Below are 21,073 nucleotides of genomic sequence, written 5' to 3' on the forward strand. Positions count from 1 at the left end.
CATGTCCGACGTACAGAGCAGGCCCCGCACGACCGCCGTCGAGTTCTGGTTCGACCCGTCCTGCCCCTGGGCGTGGATGACCTCCCGCTGGGTCGACGAGGTCGCCCGCCACCGCGACCTCGACATCACCTGGCGCGTGATGAGCCTCGCCGTCCTCAACGAGGACAAGGCGGACGACCCGAACTTCGCCGCATTCCTCCCGCGCGCGCTCCGGTTCACGCGCCTCGTGGCCGCCGTCGAGGCAGAGCACGGCGCCGAGCACGTCAAGCCGCTGTACGACGCGCTGGGCACCCGGATCCACCTGCGCGACCAGAAGGACGCCGACGTCGTCATCCCCGAGGTGCTCGCCGAGCTCGGCCTCCCGGCGGGGCTCGCCGAGACCAGCCGCACCGACCGCTACGACGAGCCGATGCGCGCCAGCCACTTCGACGGCATCGAGCGCGTCGGCCAGGACGTCGGCACGCCCGTCATCGCGGTCGACGGCGTCGCCTTCTTCGGTCCCGTCATCTCGCCCGCGCCGAAGGGCGAGGAGGCCGTGAGGCTGTGGGACGGCGTCGTGGCCGTCGCCGCGTACCCGGGGTTCTTCGAGATCAAGCGCTCGCGCACCGTGGGCCCCATCTTCGACTGATCCTTTCCCGTCGCGCGCGCGGCGGCCGGGCGCCGAGGGCGTCCGGCCGCGGCGCGTCCGGCACCGCCCGCGCCGCGGGCACGACGCCGCCTGCGCGGCAGGAGGAGTGCACGATGCGCATCCACATCGCGACCGACCACGCCGGGCTCGACTTCTCGCGGTTCCTCGCCGAGCACCTGGGCGCCCAGGGGCACGACGTGGTCGACCACGGCCCCACCTCGTACGACCCGCTCGACGACTACCCGTCGTTCTGCATCCGCGCGGCCCGCGCGGTCGTCGCCGACCAACGCGGCGGCACCACCGCCCTGGGCGTGGTGTTCGGCGGATCCGGCAACGGCGAGCAGATCGCCGCGAACAAGGTCGAGGGCGTGCGCGCCGCGCTCGTCTGGAACCTCTCGACCGCCGTGCTCGCGCGCCAGCACAACGACGCCAACGTGATCTCCATCGGCGCCCGCCAGCACACCGTCGAGGAGGCCACGGCCTTCATCGACGCGTTCATCGCCGAGCCGTTCTCGGCGGAGGAGCGGCACGCGCGCCGCATCGCGCAGCTCGCCGAGTACGAGACGACGGGGGCCATCGCCGGTCACCCCGTCACGGACTAGGCAGCCGTGCCCGAGGGGCATTCGATCCACCGGATCGCGAAGCAGTTCGAAGCGCACTTCGTGGGGGACGTCGTGCAGGCGTCGTCGCCGCAGGGCCGGTTCGCGGAGGGCGCCGCCGTGCTCGACGGCCGGCGGCTGCTCGCCGCCAAGGCCGTCGGCAAGCAGATGTTCCTCGAGTTCGACGGCGACGTCTGGCTGCGCGTGCACCTCGGCCTCTACGGCGCGTGGGACTTCGCGGGCGACGTCACGACGCTCAACCGCATGGGGCAGAACGGGATGCGCGGCGACGTGCCCGTGGACGACCGGGTCGACGACGCACCGGTCGACGCTGCTGCCGAGGACTCGCTCGCCAGCATCGGCGCGCCCCGCCGTGCGCGACTGCGGATGGCGGAGCAGGAGAAGGTGCACGACCCGTTCTCCGCCGAGGCGTGGCCCCCCGAACCCGTCGGCCAGGTGCGCGTGCGCCTGCTCACCGAGCGGGCGGTGGCCGACCTCCGCGGCCCGACCGCGTGCGTCGTCGCCAGCCCCGACGAGGTGCAGCAGGCCATCGACAAGCTGGGCCCGGATCCCCTCGTCGACGGCGGCACGCGCTCCGAGGACCGGTTCACGGCCACCGTCCGCAAGAAGCCGACGGCCATCGGCCTGCTGCTCATGGACCAGGCGGTGGTCAGCGGGATCGGCAACGTCTACCGGGCCGAGCTCCTGTTCCGCGCCCGGCAGAACCCGCACACGCCGGGACGCGACGTGCCCGAGGACGTGGTCCGCGGACTGTGGCGCGACTGGTCGAAGCTCCTGCGCAAGGGCGTCGAGGTCGGCCAGATGATGACGATGGACGGGCTGCGCGGGAAGAAGCTCGACGCCGCGCTCCGCAACCGCGCGGACCGGCACTGGGTGTACCACCGCGAGGGGCTGCCGTGCCGGGTGTGCGGCACGAACGTCGTGATGGAGGAGGCCGCGGGCCGCAAGCTGTACTGGTGCCCGTACTGCCAGGCGTGACGCGGCGAGGCGACCGGCGCGGGACCTGGGCTGGCGCGGTGCCTCGATGATGAGGCGGGCCCGGATCCGATCGGATCCGGGCCCCTCGACCGTCGACGCGCTGGTGCTGCCGGCGGCGCTACTCGCTGATGTGGGCGAAGAGGAACCAGCGGTCCTTCTCGAGCCCGCGGGCGATCTCGATGGCGACGTCCTGGCTGTTGACGTCGATCTCGCCGAGCTCCTGCACGGCGCGGTTGACGAGCTCCATCGTCGCGTCGATCTGCGCGATGACCTCCGCGATGGTGGCGCTCGACGGGCGGAAGCCGGGCGTGAGCGCCGCGGTCGTGGTGGACGCGGCGACGGTCTCGATGCGGGCATCGATGGGGAGGCCGAGGGCGACGACGCGCTCGGCGGCGGTGTCGGCCCAGCCCTGCGCGTGGGAGACGAGGACGTCGAGGAACTCGTGCACGCCGATGAAGTTCGCGCCGCGGACGTGCCAGTGCGCCTGCTTGCCGTTGACGGCGAGGGCCTGGAGGTTGACGACGACGGGGCTGAGGAACTGCGCGACGCCTGCGGCGACGTCGGCCGATGCGGAGCTGGTGGGGACGTGGACGGTGTCGGTCATGGGTTCTCTCCTCGAGCGGCTGGACGGGTCTGCGGGCTGCGGACGATGCCGCCAATCTCGCGCATCCCGCCGCCGCCCGCAAGCAAGCTGAGGCATGGCTTACCGGGTCGCACCAGGGCCCCGGACCGGGCTCCAGCCTGGGTCAGCGGAGCGCGGAGACCCGTGCGGCCACCTCCTTCACGTCCCGGATCCGGCGCTCGTAGCGGGCCGCGACCGCGATGAGGCTGACGCCGCCGATGCCCGCCCAGGCCCACCAGGGGACGGTCGCCGATGCCTCGCGGATCCAGGGCCAGAGCTGGGCGACGGCGTGCACGAGCAGGACGCCCGCGCCGATGAGGAAGGGCGCGCGCAGCTTCAGGCGGGCTCCCGTGAGCAGCGTCGCGAGCGCGAGGATCCCGAGCCCGACGATGCGCCAGGCCGGGCTCGGGCCGAGGTCCGCGACGAGCGGGGGCACGAGCAGGACGAGCAGCCCGGGCGCCAGGTGCCGCATGCTGCCGGCGGAGGCGTCGCGGACCAGGCGGCGGGCACCGACCACGAGGAGCGCCGCGGCGATCGGGACCGTGACGGCCTCGACGGGATCCGCCGCTCCCGTGACGACGAGGACCGCGGCGACCAGCCCGGCGACGATGAGCGCCGCGACCGAGAGGACCCGGTCGTGCAGCGGGGGAGCGGCGGCGGGCAGCCGCGCGGGATCGGGCCCGCGTCCGGTCGCCGTCGCTCCTGAGGGCGAGCATGCGACGTACAGTGCCGAGACGAGGCCGACGAGGAGCGCGGAACGGAGGCCGACTCCGTCCATCGACTCGGCCTCGGCTCGGAGGATCCCGGCGGCACCCGCCGCTCCGGCGCCGATGACGGCGACCAGCCCCACGACCCGGGGTGCCATGCGGAGCAGGGCGTCCATGAGCATGCCCGGTTCCCGGGGTGCGTCGCTCGGCGTCCCCGCGCCCACGACGGGCCCGACCGATCCGCTCGCGTGAGCGGCTGCGTCGGGGCGATCCTCGGCGCCGCTGCGGCGACGGACCGCGGTGGTCACGGGCAGGAGACCCACGGCGAGGACGAGGACGGCGGCGGCCGACAGGGTCCAGAGGTCCGTGCGCGCGAACGTGGCCGGTTCGTACGCGGCCAGCTGGGCGATGGCGCGACCGAAGCCGACGAGCGGGACGGCGATCGCGGACGCCGCGGCTGTCGCCACGAGGAGGGGCCGGGTCGGCGATGCGGCACCCGCGCCGCGGAGAGCGGCCGCCGCCAGGAGGAGGACGGCGCCGGCCGCACCCCCGACCACGAGCGCCCGGAGGGGCGTGCCCGTCCACGACGCGACGGCCGTGGGCAGGGCGGCGAGGAGGAGGGCGCCGAGGAGGACGGGCGCTGCGCCGGATGCCCGGGCCTCAGCAGGCGACGCGACGGGGTGACGCCTGCCCGGGGACCCGCGCTGGAGGAGCGCGGCCACGACGAGCATCACGCAAGCCGGCGGCAGGACGTAGGCCTCCACGGCATCGACGCGCCCACGGCCGAGCGCGACCCAGAGGGCGGCGGAGCCGAGGACGAGGGCGATCCAGCCCGCTCGGCGCCGCGCGCGCGAGCCCGACCCCGATGACGAGGATGAGACGAGCACGGCCGCACTCGACAGGAGCAGGGCCACGGGGAGCCCGGCGCCGTCCGAGGCTGCCCCGACCACGACGGTGCCGGCGACGAGCACTCCCGTCGACGCATCGGCTGCATGACGCAGGAGGCGGTCGAGCGCCTCGGATGCGCGCCCGGGTGCGGGAGCAGGGGTCGGGTTCCTCAGGCGGTCGGCTGCACCCACCGCGGCGATGAGCACGGCGACGATGCCGGGCGCGGCGAGGGCCGCGGGATCGAGGGCGATGTACCCGCCGCGCCATGCGAGGAGCGCCACGACCACGGCGCCGAGGAGGGCCGCCGCGGCGGACGCGGCGAGCATGCGCCGGTGCAGGGATCGGAGGGCGAGGAGCATCCCAGCCCCTGCGACGAGCGCAACGCTGGCGACGAGCGGGCGGACGACTCCCTCGCCGGACCCGACCGACGCGGCCATCACGACGGCGACGAGGACGGTCGTGCCCACCCACGCGGAACCGGCGAGTCGCGCGTCCTCCGCTGTCCGGGCACCGCGCAGGACGAGCGCGCCGATCCCAGCCAGCAGCACGGCCGTGATCGCCAGCTGGACGTCGACGGCCGGCTCGCGCGCGACGGAGCCGACGGAGAGGCGGAGCGCGTGCGTGCCGCCGATGGCGAGGAGCCCGATGCCCCCGCCGATCACGACGGCACCCACCAGCGGACGGACGGGCGACGCCGCGCGGCGCAGCATCGCGGCACCCCCGAGGGCGATGACCGCGCAGACACTGGTGAGGATGTACGGCCGGAGCACGTCGTCGGGACGACCGACTGCGGTGAGCGGCAGGACGGCGGTGAGGATGCCCGCGAGGGTCAGAGCAGTGACGCCGCGGCGGACCCGGGGCCCCGCCTGCGATCCGCTCCCGCCGCCATCCGCGCGCACGGCGGCGCGGTGCATGAGCGCGGCGAGCAACAGAAGAGCACCCGCGACCGGCAGCCAGTACGCCTCCGCGGAGGTCGTGCCGCCGGCCAGCAGCCGGGACCACAGCGCCGCGATGCCCGTGGCGAGCGCCGTCCAGCCCCAGGCGCGGCGGGCGCTCCGGGACAGGAGCAGGCCGTCGTGGGCGACGGAGAGGGCGAGCGCCGTGACCGCGAGCACGAGCAGTGGGATCCACAGGAGCTCGCGCCCCTGCCGCGTGGGATCGAAGGAGACGGCGACGAGCAGCGCCCCCGTGGCGACCGCCGCCGTACCCGCGTCCAGGGCGACGCGCAGCCCCCGCGACGCGTCCCGGTAGGCGAGGAGCGCACTGCCGGCCACGACGAGGGCGACCGCGGCGGCGGCGGTGCCGTGGGGCACGGCACCGCGGTCGACCAGGGCGGCGGCGGTGACGAACGCGAGGAGGAGCGTCGGAGCGACGAGCACGGCCGTCGTGAGACGCCACCGGCGCAGCGCGGTCGTGCCTGGTGACCGCAGATCCGCGGTCTCCTCGTCGGAGCGCGGCGCTCGCGCCGGCAGCGGGACCCGACGGGGACCGCCGACGGCCCACGCCACGAGACCGGCGACGAGGACCACCTGCGCCGCGATGGGCCAGACGGGCGATCCGGTGAGCGCGCCACCGACGCGATCTGCTCCGACGATCGCGACCGGGAGCGCCGCGACGCACGCCGGGAGCAGGACCGTGGAGAGCAGCGCCCGTCGACGCACGCCAGGACGCCCCGGGAGGATGCCGGACACGAGGGCGGCCAGCCCGGATGCGAGGAGCACGAGCACGACCGGATCCGCGGCCGCGTCGAGGGCGCTCGACAGGGGCACCGTCCCGATGACGCGCGCGGCGGTGAGGGACGGGGCCAGTGCGCCCACCGCGACCAGGCCCGCGAGGGCGGCACCCGCGGTGGCGAGGCGTGCGGTGTCGTCCCTGCGGGCGGTCCGGGATCCGGAGACGAGGAGCAGCACGACGAACGGTGCGACCGCCCACCACGTGCCCGTGCTCGCCCAGGACACGGCCCAGGCGAGGGCACCGGCCGCGAGTGACAGCGCCACGAGCGCGGCGGCGGGGACGGCAGCTCGGCCGGGATGCCGCCGCGAGGAGAGCCGCCACACGAGAGCACCCGCTGAGGTCACGAGGTACGCGCCGGCCACGATCGCGACGGGACCGAGGGCGGGGATCGCGGCGACCACCACGGCGGCGCCGGACCACGCGAGGAGGCGCCGGCGGGCCAGGAGGCGGCGGCCGACGAGCGCGGAGACCGCCGCGAGGATCCAGACGGCGACGAGCCCGATCGCCGCCGCCCGGACGTCCCCGGGCAGGTCGGCGACGACGCTCCTCCGCCCCAGGAGGACCACGGCGTCGTCGAGGGGACCGTGCTCCCACGCGGGCAGGCCGACGATGAGGGTGGCCGTGATCCCCCCGAAGCCGGCGATGGCGGCCGGCAGCCCGGCGAGGCCGGTGATGACCAGGGCTGCGACCGCCCCGACGCGTGCCGTCGCGGTGACGAGGGGGTCGTGAAGGCGGCGTGCAGCCGCATCCAGGACGGCCGTCACGACCGCCGCCGCGACGAGCTGCGCGCAGAGCGTGAGCAGCGCGGGTCCGCCCATGAGCGCGGTGACGGGCAGCGCGGCCGCGGCTCCAGCTCCCGCGACGACGGCGGCGAGGACGCGCAGAGGGAGCGCCGCCGACCTGGGGTCTGCGCCGTCGCGTGCTGCGGCCGGAGCGACGTCCATCGCGTCCGTCGACGCGTCGCCGTCGATCGCACCGGAGGCATCAGGGGTGGCGACGTCGCCCCTGACCTCGACGGTAAGGGCGGGCCGCGCGAGCGCCCATGCGTGCGCACCGCTGGCGACGGCCGCGACGAGGAGGGGGAGAGCCGGGACGGCGTCGGGGATCACCGCGCTGGCGGCTCCCGCGACCACGGCGGCGGTGGCGGCGGTGACGCCCACGACCCGGAGGACCTCGCGTTCGAGCGCGTCGGGGAGGGAGCCCGCCCATGACCGTGCGGCGTGCACGAGGGCGACCACGGAGGCCGCTGCCAGGGCGAGCGCGGTGCGGGTGCCGGCGTCGGCCGACGGGACGGCGCCGACCAGGAGCCCGGCCCCGACGGTCAGTCCCGCCCAGCCGGCGATGCCCGCCGCGCGGATCCGGAGCGGGGACCGGAGGGCGAGGAGCGCGGTCGAGACGACGAGCGTCCCGATGCCGAAGTGGACGAACGGGTCGTTCGACGCGGCTCCCGCTAGGTCGTAGGACCGCACCGCCCAGACGTCGAGGTGCAGCAGCACGATGCCCGCCACGCCCACCGCCTCCGCGGTGCCGGGCAGTCGACGTCGCGCGAGGAGGCCCGCGGCCGCGAGCGCGGCGAGGGTGACCGCCGCGGTGATCGCCGCCCGCACGACGAGGCCGTACGTGACGAACGCGTAGACGACGTAGAACACGGCCGCGACCGAGAGCAGGACCACGCCGATGCTGAGCAGCACGGCAGGGACGCTGATGCGCCGCCGGGGCGCCGCGGGCGTGGTGGCCACGGGCGCCGCGGTCTCCATCGGGCCGCGCTGCGTACGTCGCGCATCCGCATCCGCATCTGCTTCCGGAGCGTGGCCGGCCACCGCGGGGACCACGGGAGCGACTGGCGGTACCGCAGGCCCGGCGCCGGGGATCGTCGTGACGGGTGGCGCCTCGACGCCGGGAGCACCGACAGCGCCGGCGGCGCAGGCAGCGACGACCACGGCCTCGTGTCGACGCGCCGCCGCCGCGCTCCACCGCCGCATGGCGCCGACCAGGCGCTCCCGCTCGGCGATGGCATCCACGACGCGGTGCGACGCCTCGAGCACGGCAGCCGCCTCGGGTGCGCGGACGTCGAGACCGCAGCGCCCGCAGACGAGCGCGCCCAGCGGTGCGAGGCAGCCCGGGCACAGGTCCGTGCGCAGCAGGTCCTCGGGTCGTGCGGCCCACGGCTGCGCCCCGATCCGTGTCGCCCGTGCGTCGTCCTCGACCATGAAGCCCCCCGAGCTCGCCCGATGCGGAAGCTCCCAGGCTATCCACGGAACGGGACGCTACGCGCGCCGCGAGGCGCGACGTCGACAGGTCGCCCCGGACGGGGGACGGATGAGGCGGCGGCCCGGTTGGGGAGGGGACGCGAGCGGCTCTGCCGGGAGGGAGATGGAGGGGATGACGGGAATCGAACCCGCGTGATCAGTTTGGAAGACTGAGGCTCTACCATTGAGCTACATCCCCGCGACGCCGGAGCCACCGCCCCGGGGGCCGTGCGCCGGATGCGCGGGGTCCAGCGTAGCGCAGCCTCCCGTCGCCGGTGACCAGCGCCCGGCACGAGTCGGATAGGCTGTGCCACGGTCGGATCGGCTTCCGCGCGCCTGCACGAAGAGGCGCACGGGGCCCGCCTCGACCGAGGGAATGCGTGGCAGCCGGGGCGTAGCGTAGTGGCTAGCGCGTCCGCTTTGGGAGCGGAAGACCGCAGGTTCGAGTCCTGTCGCCCCGACCACATCCCCGACGACGAAATGCCGTCTCAGCCGAGGCGCGTACCGCGATTACAGGAGAACTCCACACGTGAAGACCACGGTCGAAAAGCTGAGCCCCACGCGCGTCAAGCTCGCGATCTCTGCCACCCCCGAAGACCTGAAGCCGCACATCGACCACGCATACGGCCACATCGCCGAGCAGGTCGCCATCCCCGGCTTCCGCAAGGGCAAGGTGCCGCCGCCCATCATCGACCAGCGCGTCGGTCGCGAGGCTGTGCTGGAGCACGCCGTCAACGACGGCATGGACGGCTTCTACCAGGCCGCCGTCAAGGAGACGGACATCCGTCCTCTCGGCCGCCCCGAGGCCGACGTCAAGGAGTGGCCCGGCAAGGACCTCACCGGCGACCTGCTCCTCGAGATCGAGGTCGACGTCCGCCCCGAGTTCGACCTGCCGGCCTACGAGGGCCTCGAGCTCACCGTGGACTCCGTCGAGGTCACCGACGACGAGGTCGCGACCGAGCTCGACAGCCTGCGCAGCCGCTTCGGCACGCTGATCACGGTCGACCGCCCCGCGAAGACGGGCGACTTCGTCCAGATCGACCTCACCGCCACCATCGCCGGCAACGCCGTCGACACCGCGAGCGGCATCTCCTACGAGCTCGGCTCCGGCGACCTCATCGACGGCATCGACGAGGCCCTCGAGTCCCTCACCGCCGGTGAGAGCACCACCTTCGAGTCGAAGCTCCTCGGCGGCGACAACGAGGGCGAGACGGCCGAGATCGCCGTCACCGTCCAGTCCGTCAAGGAGCGCGAGCTGCCCGAGGCCGACGACGACTTCGCGCAGATCGCCAGCGAGTTCGACACCATCGACGAGCTGCGCGCGGACCTCAAGGTGCAGGTCGGCAAGTCCAAGGTCTTCGGCCAGGTCACCCAGGCCCGCGACCAGATCGTCGACAAGCTCCTCGAGGGCGTCGAGATCCCCGTCCCCGAGAAGCTCGTCGAGGACGAGGTGCAGCGCCACCTCGAGAACGAGAACCGCCTCGAGGATGACGTGCACCGCGCCGAGGTCAAGGAGTCCAGCGAGAAGGCGTTCCGCCAGCAGCTGCTCCTCGACGTCATCGCGGAGAAGGAGGAGCTGAAGGTCAGCCAGGACGAGCTGACCCAGTACCTCATCCAGGGCGCGCAGCAGTACAACATGGAGCCGAACGAGTTTGTCCAGGTCCTGCAGCAGAACAACCAGATCCCCGCCATGGTCGGCGAGGTCGCGCGCAACAAGGCCCTCGCGGTCGTGCTCGACAAGGCGAAGGTCGTGGACGCCGACGGCAAGGTCGTCGACGTGACCGAGTTCACGCAGCCCGTCGTGCGCGACGCGGACGCCCCGGTCGAGGAGCCCGCCGACGCGGACGCCGAGGCCGTCGTCGCGGACGCGCCCGCCGAGGAGGCCGTCGCCGAGGAGGCGCCCGCCGAGAAGCCGAAGAAGAAGGCGCCCGCGAAGAAGAAGGCCGCCGAGAAGGCCGCCGACTCCGAGTAGTCGCCACGGCCTCCCGTCTCGACGGGCGGCGACTCGAGGGCCCGGGGAGCATCTGCTCCCCGGGCCCTCGTGCGTCCGGCAGCCGTGCACCGCGCCCGCGGCGGCCGTGCCTCTCCGCCCGCGGCGAACACGGGCGTAGGCGCGGATCCGCTCCGATAGATTCGTGACTCGAAGCGACGAATGAATGGGAGCTCGAACAATGGCCGAACCGACACTGGTACCCGGTGTTTTTGACCGACTGCTGAAGGACCGCATCATCTGGCTCGGATCCGAGGTCCGCGACGACAACGCGAACGAGATCTGCGCGAAGATCCTGCTGCTGGCGGCGGAGGATTCCGAGAAGGACATCTTCCTCTACATCAACTCGCCCGGCGGTTCCATCACCGCGGGAATGGCCATCTACGACACCATGCAGTTCGTCCCCAACGACATCGTCACCGTCGGGATCGGAATGGCCGCGTCCATGGGACAGCTGCTCCTCACGAGCGGCACCAAGGGCAAGCGCTACATCACGCCGAACGCGCGCGTGCTGCTGCACCAGCCCCACGGCGGCTTCGGCGGGACGTCGAGCGACATCCAGACGCAGGCCCAGCTCATCCTCTCGATGAAGCAGCGCCTCGCCGAGATCACGGCGGGCCAGACCGGCAAGACGGCCGAGCAGATCAACGAGGACGGCGACCGCGACCGCTGGTTCACGGCGCAGGAGGCCCTCGAGTACGGCTTCGTCGACCACATCCGCGAGTCCGCGACCGACGTCGTCGGCGGCGGCGGCACCGAGACCTCCTGAGCGACAGACAGAAGAGACAGGCAGAGAAGAAGAACATGGAACTCCCCACCTTCGGCGGCGCCCGCGGCGCCGGCTCCACCGCCACGAGCCCGTCGTCGCGGTACATCCTCCCGAGCTTCGAGGAGCGCACGGCCTACGGCTACAAGCGCCAGGACCCGTACGCGAAGCTCTTCGAGGACCGCATCATCTTCCTCGGCGTGCAGGTCGACGACGCGTCGGCCGACGACGTCATGGCCCAGCTGCTCGTGCTCGAGTCGATGGACCCCGACCGCGACATCGTCATGTACATCAACTCGCCCGGCGGCTCCTTCACGGCCATGACGGCGATCTACGACACGATGCAGTACGTCTCGCCGCAGATCCAGACGGTCTGCCTCGGCCAGGCGGCCTCCGCTGCGGCCGTGCTGCTCGCGGGCGGCGCGCCCGGCAAGCGCCTCGCGCTCCCCAACGCGCGGGTGCTCATCCACCAGCCCGCCACGGGCGAGTCGAGCGGCGGACAGGCGTCCGACATCGAGATCCAGGCCGCGGAGATCATGCGCATGCGCTCCTGGCTCGAGGACACCCTCGCGAAGCACACCAACCGCGACCGCGACCAGATCAACCGCGACATCGAGCGCGACAAGATCCTGGGCGCCGACGAGGCGCTGGAGTACGGCCTCATCGACCAGGTGCTCACCTCGCGCAAGAACCTGACAGCGGCGATCCCCGCCCGCTAGGCCCGCACGGAGAGGAGGGGCGGTCGGCATCAACCGACCGCCCCTCCTCGTCTGCCCGGACGCGTCAGGCCGCGGGCTCCCCGATCTCCCCGCGCTCGATCGCCTCGCGCTCGAACTCCCGCACGATCGGCAGCACCTGCGTGCCGAACTGCTCGATGTCCTCGAGGTAGTGCAGGAAGCCGAGCAGCAGCAGGTCCACCCCGCGCTTGCGGTACTCCACCATGCGACGGGCGATCTGCTCGGGGGTGCCGATGAGGCCCGTCCGGAAGCCGTCGTTGTACTGCACCAGGTCGCGGAAGGTCGAGTCGGACCACATGCCCTTGCCGTCCCCGGTGGAGGCGCCTGCCTGCTTCACCGCCTGCCGGAAGCCCTCGACGGCGTCGGGGTTCGCCTTGGCGATGATCTCCTCGAGGACGTCCTGCGCCTCCTGCTCCGTGTCGCGTGCGATGACGAAGCCGTTGAGGCCGAACTTGACCCGCTCGGTCCGGCCGGCGGCGCGGGCCGAGGCGAGGACGTCGACGCGCTGCTCCTCGAAGCCCGCGAAGTCCTTGCCGTTGGAGAAGTACCAGTCGGTGACGCGGCCGCCCATCTCGCGCGCGTCCGTGCTGTTGCCGCCCATGAAGATCTCGGGGTGCGCGCGGCCGGGAACGTCGACGGGCGGCGGCTTGAGCGTGAAGTCGTGGATCCGGTAGAAGTCGCCGAGGTGCGTGAACTCCTTCTCCGTCCAGAGGCCGCGGAGCACGCGGATGAACTCCTCGGTGCGTCGGTAGCGCTCCCCGTGCTCGAGCCACGGCTCGCCGAAGCCCACGAACTCGTCCTTGAGCCAGCCCGACACGACGTTCACGGCGGCGCGGCCGTGCGACATGTGGTCGGCCGTGATGATCCACTTGGCCAGCACGCCCGGATGCCAGAGCCCCGGGTGGACGGCCGCGATCACCTTCAGCCGCTCGGTCGCGAGCAGCAGGCCGAGCGAGAAGGACGTCGACTCGTGCTGCTGGTCGGCGCCGTAGGAGGCGGCGTAGCGGACCTGGCTCAGCGCGTAGTCGAAGCCGTTCCGCTCGGCGAGCTGCGCGACACGGACGTTGAAGTCGAAGTCGAAGTGGGTGCGCTGCTCGATGTCGCTCGTCACGAGGCCGCCCGAGACGTTCGGGACCCAGTAGGCGAAGGACAGCGCGTCGGGGGATGCGGTGGCGGTGTTCTCGGTCATGCGGACATGGTGGGGGCGCCCGCTGGGGCTGGCCCCGAGTGTTGCGCCGTGTGACGGCCAGCGCGCGGAGGATGCCACACGACGGGCCGTGCTCCCAGGGGTCCGGGCGATGTCCCATGCACGGGTTAGGCTCGTGGCACACCGCACGACTTCCGGGGAGGCTTCCATGGCACGCATCGGCGAGAGCGCGGATCTGCTCAAGTGCTCCTTCTGCGGGAAGAGCCAGAAGCAGGTCCAGCAGCTGATCGCGGGACCGGGCGTCTACATCTGCGACGAGTGCGTGGAGCTCTGCAACGAGATCATAGAGGAGCGCCTGGCCGAGGCCAGCGAGGAGACGACGGGCGAGTTCGACCTCCCCAAGCCCAAGGAGATCTTCGGCTTCCTCGACGAGTACGTCATCGGGCAGGAGGCCGCCAAGCGCGCGCTGTCCGTCGCGGTCTACAACCATTACAAGCGGGTCCGCGCCGTCAGCACCATCGGCCCGGCGAAGACCGTCGGCGACGAGATCGAGATCGCCAAGAGCAACATCCTCCTCATCGGCCCCACCGGTTGCGGCAAGACCTATCTCGCGCAGACCCTCGCGAAGCGACTCAACGTGCCGTTCGCCGTCGCCGACGCCACGGCGCTCACCGAGGCCGGCTACGTCGGCGAGGACGTCGAGAACATCCTCCTGAAGCTCATCCAGGCCGCCGACTACGACGTGAAGCGCGCCGAGACCGGCATCATCTACATCGACGAGGTCGACAAGATCGCGCGCAAGGCCGAGAACCCGAGCATCACGCGCGACGTGTCGGGCGAGGGCGTGCAGCAGGCGCTGCTGAAGATCCTCGAGGGCACGGTCGCCTCGGTGCCGCCGCAGGGCGGGCGCAAGCACCCGCACCAGGAGTTCATCCAGGTGGACACGACCAACGTGCTCTTCATCGTGGCGGGCGCGTTCGCCGGGCTCGAGGACATCATCAGCCAGCGCGCGGGCAAGAAGGGCATCGGCTTCGGCGCCCCGCTGCACCGCAAGGACCTCAACGCCGACGTGTTCGGCGAGGTGCTGCCGGAGGACCTGCACAAGTTCGGCCTCATCCCCGAGTTCATCGGGCGCCTCCCCGTCGTCACGACGGTCACGCAGCTCGACCAGCGTGCGCTGATGGAGATCCTCACCAAGCCGCGCAACGCGCTCGTCCGCCAGTACCAGCGCATGTTCGAGCTCGACGGCGTGGAGCTCGAGTTCGAGCAGGGCGCCCTGGAGTCCATCGCCGACCTGGCCGTCCTCCGGCAGACGGGTGCTCGCGGCCTCCGCGCCATCCTCGAGGAGGTGCTCGGGCCGATCATGTTCGACATCCCGTCGGACGACGAGGTGGGTCGCGTCGTCATCACCCGCGAATCCGTCGTGCAGAACGCGGCGCCCACCATCGTGCCGCGCGCCTCGATGCTCCGTGCGGAGAAGTCCGCCTGAGCCGTCGGGCCCACCGCAGCCGCACGACGAGAGCGCCGCACCCCGTGAGGGGCGCGGCGCTCTCGTCGTATGGCGTCCGGGTCAGTCGGCGAGGCCCCGGCGCTCGAGCAGCGGCTCGATCACGGCGTCGCGGCCACGGAAGTCGCGGTACGCCTCCAGCGGGTCCTTCGATCCGCCGACGCCGAGGAGCCGGGAGCGGAAGCGGTCGCCGTTCGCGCGGGTGAGGCCGCCGTTCTCGTGGAACCACTCCACGGTGTCGGCGTCGAGCACCTCGCTCCAGATGTACGAGTAGTAGCCCGCGTCGTAGCCGCCCGCGAAGGTGTGCTGGAAGTAGCTCGAGGCATAGCGGGGGAGGACCGCAGGCACGTCGAGGCCGACGGCCGCGAGGGCCTCGGCCTGGAACGCGTCCACGTCCTCGACGACGTCGTCGACGCCGATCCGGTGCCACGCCTGGTCGAGGAGCGCGGCGCCCAGGTACTCGGACGTGAGGAAGCCCTCGTTGAACGCGCTGGATGCCTGGACGGCGGCGACCAGCTCGGCCGGCATCGGCTCGCCCGTCTCGTGGTGCACCGCGTAGGACGCGAGGATCTCGGGCCACAGCATCCACATCTCGTTCACCTGGCTCGGGAACTCGACGAAGTCGCGGAACACGTTGGTGCCGGCGAACCGCGGGTAGGTCACGCGCGCGAAGAGGCCGTGCAGCGCGTGGCCGAACTCGTGGAACAGGGTGTTCGCCTCGTCGTAGCTGAGCAGGGTCGGCTGGCCGGCCGGGGGCTTCGGCACGTTCAGGTTGTTGAGCACGACCGTAGGCGTGTCGAGCAGCGCGCTCTGGGAGATGAGCGGGTTCATCCACGCGCCGCCCCGCTTCGAGTCGCGCGTGTGGAGGTCGAGGACGTAGAGGCCCACGGGGGATCCGTCCTCGTCGCGCACCTCGAAGACGCGCGCGTCCGGGTGGTAGGCGGGGATGTCGTCGCGTTCGGCGAAGGTGACGCCGTAGAGCTCGGTGGCCGCACGGAAGACGCCGTCGCGGAGCACCCGGTCGGCCTCGAGGTACGGGCGCATGCGCTCGGTGTCGACGTCGTAGCGCTCGGTGCGGACCTTCTCGCTGTAGAACGCCCAGTCCCAGGCCGCGAGCTCGAAGGAGGGCTCGCCGAGCTCCTCCTGCGTGCGGTCGATCACGCGCTGCAGCTCGACGGCCTCGGCGCGGGCGTTCCGCGCCGCGGCGGGGGCGAGTCGACCGAGCATGTCGGCGACGGCCTCAGGGGTCCCCGCGGTCTGGTCGGCCGTGACCGCGGCCGCGTGGCTCGGGAAGCCGAGGAGGGCGGCGCGCTCGGCGCGGAGGCGGGTGATCTCGAGCACGAGCGGGCGGTTGTCGTGCGCGTTGCCGCGGGCGCTACGGGCGAGCGACGCTGCGAGGATCCGCTGGCGGAGCGCCCGGTCGGTGAGCTGCGAGAGGTAGGGATGACCGGTCGGCAGCACGAGGGTGATGAGGTGCTTCCCCTCGAGGCCGCGGTCGGCGGCGGCCTGCGCGGCGGCCGCGATCGCGCCCGCTCCGAGCCCGTCGAGCTGCGCCGGGTCGTCGACGACGACGGCGAGGTCGTTCGTGTCCTCGAGCAGGTTCGACTCGAAGCGCGTGGTCAGGACGGACAGGCGGCGGTTGAGGTCGGGGAGGCGTGCCTTGGCCTCGTCGTCGAGGCCCGCGCCGGTGATGGTGAACTCGGCGAGGTAGCGCTCGACGAGGTACACGGACTCGGCGTCGAGGCCCGACTCGTGGCGGGTGTCGTGCACGGCGCGGATCCGCGCGTAGAGGGCTGAGTCGAGCCGGATCGCATCCTCGTGCGCGGCGAGCTCGGGAGCGATCTCGGCGTCGAGCTCGCGCGTGGAGGGCGAGCTGTCGGCCGAGGAGAGCGTAAAGAAGACGTGGCCGACCCGGTCGAGCGTGCGCCCGGCGCGCTCCAGGGCGACGAGCGTGTTCTCGAACGTGGGCGGCTCGGGGGAGTCGGCGATGGCGCGGACCTCGGCCAGGTGCTCGGCGATCCCGGCCTGGAACGCGGGACGGAAGTGCTCCTCTCGGATGTCGGCGAAGGGGGGCATGCCGTAGGGGAGGGTGCTCGGTTCGAGGAAGGGATTCGGGGGCGTCGTCATACGGCGAGCCTAGGCCGGGCGCCGACCTAGGCTCGGAGGGTGAACAGCGAGCGATACACCCACGGCCACCACGAGAGCGTCCTCCGCGTGCACAGCGCGCGGACCGTCCGGAACTCCGCCTCCTACCTGGAGCCGCACCTGCGCCCCGGGCTCGACGTCCTCGACGTCGGCAGCGGACCCGGGACGATCACCGTGGAGCTCGCCGACATCGTCGCGCCCGGTTGTGTCGTTGGCCTCGACATGTCCGAGGACGTGGTGCGGCAGGCGTCCGAGCTGGCCGAGGGCCGGGGCACGGCGAACGTCGAGTTCGTCACGGGATCCGTGTACGAGCTGCCCTACGCGGACGCCTCGTTCGACGTCGTGCACGCGCACCAGGTGCTGCAGCACGTCGGCGACCCCGTCCGCGCGCTGGAGGAGATGCGCCGCGTCACCCGGCCGGGCGGGCTCGTTGCGGCGCGCGACGTCATCTACTCGAAGGTGGCGCTGTTCCCCGAGTCGGACGGCCTGCGGCTCTGGGCCGACGTGTACCTGCCCGTGCACCGGGCGAACGGCGGCGAGCCGGACGCGGGATCCCGCCTCAAGGCGTGGGCGCGCCAGGCGGGCTTCACCGAGATCGCGTCGAGCGCGTCGGTGTGGTGCTTCTCCTCGGACGACGAGCGGGCCTGGTGGGGCGGCGCGTGGGCCGACCGGGCGGTCGCGTCGTCGTTCGCGGGCCAGGCGCGCGAGGGCGGCTTCGCGACGGACGACGACCTGCAGGCCATCCGCGCCGGCTGGCAGGAGTGGGCGGCCGACGAGGACGGCTTCCTCGCGATGCCGCATGGCGAGATCCTCGCCCGGCGCTGAGCCGCCGCAGTATGCGACGAGGCCCGCCGGACGCGTCGTCCGGCGGGCCTCGTCATGCGTCCGCGTGCGACGCGGCGCGTGTCAGTCGTCGAAGGGGTCGTCGGTGCTCTCGCCGGGGATCGTGATCGTCGCCGCGTCCTCGACCGGGTCGTAGCGGATCACGGTTCCGTCGTCGAGCTCCACGACCGGCTTCCGCTCGAGCCAGGTGAGCGTCCAACGCCACTGCGAGGTGTCGGCGTCGAGCGCCACCACGTCGGACTCGACGGTCGTGACGGCGAGGATCACGACCTCGGGGAGGTCCGCCGGGGCGTCGCCGCCGACGGGCCAGCGGGTGTCGAGCTGCATCAGACGTCCTGCTCGTAGGTGACCCACGTGGTGCGGCGGGCGACCCGGTCGTAGAGGCGCTGCGCGTCGGCGTTGTCCTCCGCGGTGATCCACCGGAGCATGCTCGCCCCGTCGCGGCGCGCGACGTCGGCGACCGCGGCGATGAGCTGCTCGCCCACACCCTGGCGGCGCAAGATCTCGCGCACGTACAGGTCGTCGAGCAGCAGGCCGTCGGTGCCGCGGGACAGGCGCGAGAAGCGGTGGAAGTGCGCCAGGCCGACGAGGGCGCCCTCGTGCGCGTCGTCGACGGCGACGAGCGCGGAGCTCGCGTGCGCGTCGTCGATGAGGTGGCTCCAGGCGAGGACCGCGCTCTCGTCCGTCAGCTCGGTGCCGTAGAACTCGGCGTAGCCGGAGAACAGGTCGAACCAGGGGAAGAAGTCGCCGTCGCGGACGGGGCGGATCGAGATGGTCATGCGCGGTTCTCCTCGGGCTGCTCGACGGGGGCGAGCGTGATGCGGGCGACGGCGGGGCCGTCCCCCTCGGTGAAGGTCAGGTCGGTGATGCGGCCCACGGCGCGGAGGTCCCGCGCCACGAGCTCGAGCGAGCGGATGTCCTCGGGCGAGGCGGAGACCACGGCCTCCGCGACGGGCGTCTTCTGGGAGGCCTTCGCGTCGGTCTTGGCGCGGCGGATCCCCACCAGCGCGCGACCGGCGAGGCCCAGGAGCCGCGGGTCGGCCGTGCCGCCGGACGCGGGGGCGTCCGGGGTGGGCGCGGTCGGCCACGCGGCGGTGTGGATCGACCCGTCGTGCGACCAGCTCCACGCCTCCTCCGCCGCGAACGGCACGAAGGGCGCGAACAGGCGCAGCAGCACGTCGAGGGCCTCGCGGAGCGCGGCGACCGCGGATCCCCGGTCGGCCGGGTCGGCGTCGGCCGAGTACGCGCGGTCCTTGACGAGCTCCAGGTAGTCGTCGCAGAAGGTCCAGAAGAAGCTCTCGGTGACCTCGAGCGCGCGGGCGTGATCGTACTCGTCGAGCGCCGTGGTCGCGGTCTCGACGACCTCGGCCAGGGCGGCGAGCATGCCCACGTCGATGGCCTGCGTCGCGCGGGCGCCCTCGGGTGCCTCGAAGGACAGGATGAACTTCGCCGCGTTGAGCACCTTGATCGCGAGCCGGCGGCCGATCTTGATCTGTGTCGGGTTCTGCGGGTCCATCGCGGCGTCGACGCCGAGGCGGGCGGAGGCGGCCCAGTAGCGCACCGCGTCGGAGCCGAACTGCTCGAGCGTGGCCGCGGGGGTCACGACGTTGCCCTTCGACTTCGACATCTTCTTGCGGTCGGGGTCGAGGATCCAGCCGGAGATGGCGGCCGTCCTCCACGGCGCCGCGCCGTGCTCGAGCTCGGCGCGCAGCACCGTGGAGAAGAGCCACGTGCGGATGATGTCCTGGCCCTGCGGGCGCATCGAGAACGGGAACACGAGGTCGAACAGCTCCGGGTCGCGCTCCCAGCCGCCCGCGAGCTGCGGCGTGAGGGAGGAGGTGGCCCAGGTGTCCATGACGTCGAGCTCGCCCTGGAAGCCGCCGGGGACGCCGCGCTGGTCCTCCGCGTAGCCGGGGGCGGGATCCGACGACGGGTCGACGGGCAGCTGGTCCTCGGTCGGCGTGATGGCCCTCTCGAACTCCGGGTTGCCGTCCGCGTCGAGGGGGTACCAGACGGGGAGCGGCACGCCGAAGAAGCGCTGGCGGGAGACGAGCCAGTCGCCGTTGAGGCCGCCGACCCAGTTCTCGTAGCGCACGCGCATGAAGTCGGGCACGAAGCCGATCTCCCGACCGCGGCCGATGAGACCTGCGCGGAGCTCCTCGTCCCGGCCGCCGTTGCGGATGTACCACTGGCGGGTGGAGACGATCTCGAGCGGCTTGTCGCCCTTCTCGTAGAACTTGACGGGGTGCGTGATCTTGCGCGGCTCGCCGATGAGCTCGCCGGACTCCGTGAGGAGCTCGACCATGGCGGCCTTCGCGGAGAAGACGGTCTTGCCGGCGATGGCGGCGTACGCCTCGCGGCCGGCGTCGGACGTGATGGCGGCGGGCGCCTCGGAGACGATGCGGCCGTCGAACCCGACGATCGCGCGGTTCTCCAGCTGCAGCTCGCGCCACCAGACGACGTCGTTGAGGTCGCCGAAGGTGCAGACCATGGCGATGCCGGATCCCTTGTCGGGCTGCGCGAGGTGGTGGGCGAGCACGGGGACCTCGACGCCGAAGACGGGCGTCGTGACGGTGGTGCCGAACAGGCCCTGGTAGCGCTCGTCGTCGGGGTGCGCGACGAGGGCGACGCACGCCGCGAGGAGCTCGGGGCGTGTCGTGTCGATGATCACGTCGTCCCCGCCGGAGCGGTGGAACGCGAGGCGGTGGTACGCGCTCGGCTGCTCGCGGTCCTCGAGCTCGGCCTGCGCGACGGCGGTGCGGAAGGTCACGTCCCACAGGGTGGGGGCGTCGGCCTGGTACGCCTCACCGCGGGCGAGGTTGCGGAGGAACGCGCGCTGCGAGGCGACCTGCGCCTCGGATCCGATCGTGCGGTAGCTCTGGCGCCAGTCGACGCTGAGGCCGAGCGTGCGGAAGAGGTCCTCGAACTGCTTCTCGTCCTCCTCGGTGAGTCGCTCGCACAGCTCGATGAAGTTGCGGCGCGAGATCGGCTGCTGGTCGGCCGGCTTCGACGTGCCTCCGGTCTCCGAGGGCCGGTACGAGGGATCGTAGGGGAGCGTCGGGTCGCAGCGGACGCCGTAGAAGTTCTGGACGCGGCGCTCGGTGGGCAGGCCGTTGTCGTCCCAGCCGAGCGGGTAGAAGACGCTCTCGCCGCGCATGCGGCGGTAGCGGGCGATGACGTCGGTGTGCGTGTAGCTGAAGACGTGGCCGATGTGGAGGGATCCGCTCGCCGTGGGCGGCGGGGTGTCGATGGAGAAGACGGTGCCTGCGGCGGCCTCGTCGCGGCGGAAGTCGTACGTGCCGTCGGCCTGCCAGCGGCCGCCCCACTTGGCCTCGAGGCCCTCGAGGGCCGGCTTGTCGGGAACCCGGGCGACCTCTCCGGTCGTGCCCTCGGCTGTGTCCGGACGTCGTTCGTCAGCCATGCGTGCTCCGGTTCCCTCAGTGTGGACGGCACCGTGTCGATGGTGAGGTGCCTTCTGTGCGGGATCCACGCTACCGGATGGGGGCGCGGAG

At 72.7% G+C, this 21,073-nt stretch carries 15 protein-coding genes and 2 tRNA genes; 9 read left to right on the forward strand and 8 right to left on the reverse strand.

Features of this window, described 5'->3' with window-relative positions; all coding sequences use genetic code 11:
* Nucleotide 1 precedes the first annotated feature (1 nt).
* The 3 genes from CMS_RS07395 to CMS_RS07405 all read left to right on the forward strand — a co-directional run bounded on the left by CMS_RS07395 (nucleotide 2) and on the right by CMS_RS07405 (nucleotide 2,226).
* Nucleotides 2-628 (forward strand): mycothiol-dependent nitroreductase Rv2466c family protein, encoded by a 627-nt coding sequence (locus CMS_RS07395; protein WP_012298868.1) that lies wholly within the window; start codon nucleotides 2-4, stop codon nucleotides 626-628.
* Nucleotides 629-741: 113 nt separating this feature from the next.
* Complete coding sequence (locus CMS_RS07400; RefSeq protein WP_012298869.1) at nucleotides 742-1,230, forward strand: ribose-5-phosphate isomerase; 489 nt, start codon at nucleotides 742-744, stop codon at nucleotides 1,228-1,230.
* 6 nt (nucleotides 1,231-1,236) lie between these two features.
* The gene (locus tag CMS_RS07405) at nucleotides 1,237-2,226 is read left to right on the forward strand and encodes an Fpg/Nei family DNA glycosylase (protein ID WP_012298870.1); all 990 of its coding nucleotides are present in this window, start codon (nucleotides 1,237-1,239) and stop codon (nucleotides 2,224-2,226) included.
* Between the two features lie 118 nt (nucleotides 2,227-2,344).
* On the opposite strand, the gene CMS_RS07410 is transcribed toward CMS_RS07405, so the two are convergent.
* From CMS_RS07410 to CMS_RS07420, 3 genes are all read right to left on the reverse strand, one after another.
* Nucleotides 2,345-2,830, reverse strand: a complete 486-nt coding sequence (locus CMS_RS07410; protein WP_012298871.1) for a Dps family protein — start codon at nucleotides 2,828-2,830, stop codon at nucleotides 2,345-2,347.
* Nucleotides 2,831-2,972: 142 nt separating this feature from the next.
* Complete coding sequence (locus tag CMS_RS07415; protein ID WP_041464514.1) at nucleotides 2,973-8,387, reverse strand: SCO7613 C-terminal domain-containing membrane protein; 5,415 nt, start codon at nucleotides 8,385-8,387, stop codon at nucleotides 2,973-2,975.
* A gap of 164 nt (nucleotides 8,388-8,551) precedes the next feature.
* Nucleotides 8,552-8,625 (reverse strand) — tRNA-Gly (locus tag CMS_RS07420).
* Nucleotides 8,626-8,814: 189 nt separating this feature from the next.
* Here CMS_RS07420 and CMS_RS07425 point away from each other — a divergent pair.
* From CMS_RS07425 to CMS_RS07440, 4 genes are all read left to right on the forward strand, one after another.
* Nucleotides 8,815-8,890: transfer RNA gene (locus CMS_RS07425), tRNA-Pro, on the forward strand.
* A 65-nt stretch (nucleotides 8,891-8,955) separates the two neighbouring features.
* Nucleotides 8,956-10,398: a trigger factor gene (gene tig, locus CMS_RS07430; RefSeq protein ID WP_012298873.1), complete on the forward strand. Its 1,443-nt coding sequence runs from the start codon at nucleotides 8,956-8,958 to the stop codon at nucleotides 10,396-10,398.
* 199 nt (nucleotides 10,399-10,597) lie between these two features.
* Nucleotides 10,598-11,185 (forward strand): ATP-dependent Clp protease proteolytic subunit, encoded by a 588-nt coding sequence (locus CMS_RS07435; RefSeq protein ID WP_012038150.1) that lies wholly within the window; start codon nucleotides 10,598-10,600, stop codon nucleotides 11,183-11,185.
* A 35-nt stretch (nucleotides 11,186-11,220) separates the two neighbouring features.
* A complete protein-coding gene (locus CMS_RS07440) occupies nucleotides 11,221-11,901 on the forward strand; it encodes an ATP-dependent Clp protease proteolytic subunit (protein ID WP_012038151.1) in 681 nt (226 codons plus the stop codon).
* 64 nt (nucleotides 11,902-11,965) lie between these two features.
* On the opposite strand, the gene sfnG is transcribed toward CMS_RS07440, so the two are convergent.
* Entirely contained in the window at nucleotides 11,966-13,108 is a 1,143-nt protein-coding gene (gene sfnG / locus CMS_RS07445; RefSeq protein ID WP_012298875.1) for a dimethylsulfone monooxygenase SfnG, read from the reverse strand.
* A 166-nt stretch (nucleotides 13,109-13,274) separates the two neighbouring features.
* Between sfnG and clpX the strand changes: the two genes are divergently transcribed.
* Complete coding sequence (clpX, locus tag CMS_RS07450) at nucleotides 13,275-14,555, forward strand: ATP-dependent Clp protease ATP-binding subunit ClpX (RefSeq protein ID WP_012298876.1); 1,281 nt, start codon at nucleotides 13,275-13,277, stop codon at nucleotides 14,553-14,555.
* Between the two features lie 81 nt (nucleotides 14,556-14,636).
* Here clpX and CMS_RS07455 read toward each other — a convergent pair whose 3' ends face one another.
* A complete protein-coding gene (locus tag CMS_RS07455; RefSeq protein WP_012298877.1) occupies nucleotides 14,637-16,700 on the reverse strand; it encodes a M3 family metallopeptidase in 2,064 nt (687 codons plus the stop codon).
* A gap of 39 nt (nucleotides 16,701-16,739) precedes the next feature.
* Between CMS_RS07455 and CMS_RS07460 the strand changes: the two genes are divergently transcribed.
* Nucleotides 16,740-17,543, forward strand: coding sequence for a methyltransferase domain-containing protein (locus CMS_RS07460; protein WP_012298878.1), 804 nt, complete (start codon nucleotides 16,740-16,742; stop codon nucleotides 17,541-17,543).
* Between the two features lie 81 nt (nucleotides 17,544-17,624).
* Here the strand turns inward: CMS_RS07460 and CMS_RS07465 are convergent, their stop codons facing one another.
* Genes CMS_RS07465 through valS form a run of 3 tightly spaced genes read right to left on the reverse strand, consistent with a single transcriptional unit; the run spans nucleotide 17,625 to nucleotide 20,982 of the window.
* Nucleotides 17,625-17,888 (reverse strand): hypothetical protein, encoded by a 264-nt coding sequence (locus CMS_RS07465; protein ID WP_012298879.1) that lies wholly within the window; start codon nucleotides 17,886-17,888, stop codon nucleotides 17,625-17,627.
* Complete coding sequence (locus tag CMS_RS07470; RefSeq protein ID WP_012298880.1) at nucleotides 17,888-18,340, reverse strand: GNAT family N-acetyltransferase; 453 nt, start codon at nucleotides 18,338-18,340, stop codon at nucleotides 17,888-17,890. Before CMS_RS07470 ends, CMS_RS07465 begins: the two co-directional genes overlap by 1 nt.
* Nucleotides 18,337-20,982 carry a valine--tRNA ligase gene (gene valS / locus CMS_RS07475; RefSeq protein ID WP_012298881.1) on the reverse strand — a complete coding sequence of 882 codons (2,646 nt, stop codon included), beginning with the start codon at nucleotides 20,980-20,982 and terminating at the stop codon, nucleotides 18,337-18,339. The genes CMS_RS07470 and valS overlap by 4 nt, the downstream gene beginning before the upstream one ends.
* Nucleotides 20,983-21,073 lie beyond the last annotated feature (91 nt).

This window comes from Clavibacter sepedonicus, from assembly GCF_000069225.1.
Lineage (GTDB): Bacteria > Actinomycetota > Actinomycetes > Actinomycetales > Microbacteriaceae > Clavibacter > Clavibacter sepedonicus.

Excerpts from the sequence above, each read along its gene's own strand:
- CMS_RS07465 (WP_012298879.1), bottom strand. The coding sequence starts at position 17,888 with ATGCAGCTCGACACCCGCTGGCCCGTCGGCGGCGACGCCCCGGCGGAC.
- CMS_RS07435 (WP_012038150.1), top strand. The coding sequence starts at position 10,598 with ATGGCCGAACCGACACTGGTACCCGGTGTTTTTGACCGACTGCTGAAG.
- valS (WP_012298881.1), bottom strand. The coding sequence starts at position 20,982 with ATGGCTGACGAACGACGTCCGGACACAGCCGAGGGCACGACCGGAGAG.
- CMS_RS07400 (WP_012298869.1), top strand. The coding sequence starts at position 742 with ATGCGCATCCACATCGCGACCGACCACGCCGGGCTCGACTTCTCGCGG.
- CMS_RS07470 (WP_012298880.1), bottom strand. The coding sequence starts at position 18,340 with ATGACCATCTCGATCCGCCCCGTCCGCGACGGCGACTTCTTCCCCTGG.
- CMS_RS07395 (WP_012298868.1), top strand. The coding sequence starts at position 2 with ATGTCCGACGTACAGAGCAGGCCCCGCACGACCGCCGTCGAGTTCTGG.
- CMS_RS07440 (WP_012038151.1), top strand. The coding sequence starts at position 11,221 with ATGGAACTCCCCACCTTCGGCGGCGCCCGCGGCGCCGGCTCCACCGCC.
- CMS_RS07415 (WP_041464514.1), bottom strand. The coding sequence starts at position 8,387 with ATGGTCGAGGACGACGCACGGGCGACACGGATCGGGGCGCAGCCGTGG.
- sfnG (WP_012298875.1), bottom strand. The coding sequence starts at position 13,108 with ATGACCGAGAACACCGCCACCGCATCCCCCGACGCGCTGTCCTTCGCC.
- CMS_RS07410 (WP_012298871.1), bottom strand. The coding sequence starts at position 2,830 with ATGACCGACACCGTCCACGTCCCCACCAGCTCCGCATCGGCCGACGTC.
- CMS_RS07455 (WP_012298877.1), bottom strand. The coding sequence starts at position 16,700 with ATGACGACGCCCCCGAATCCCTTCCTCGAACCGAGCACCCTCCCCTAC.
- clpX (WP_012298876.1), top strand. The coding sequence starts at position 13,275 with ATGGCACGCATCGGCGAGAGCGCGGATCTGCTCAAGTGCTCCTTCTGC.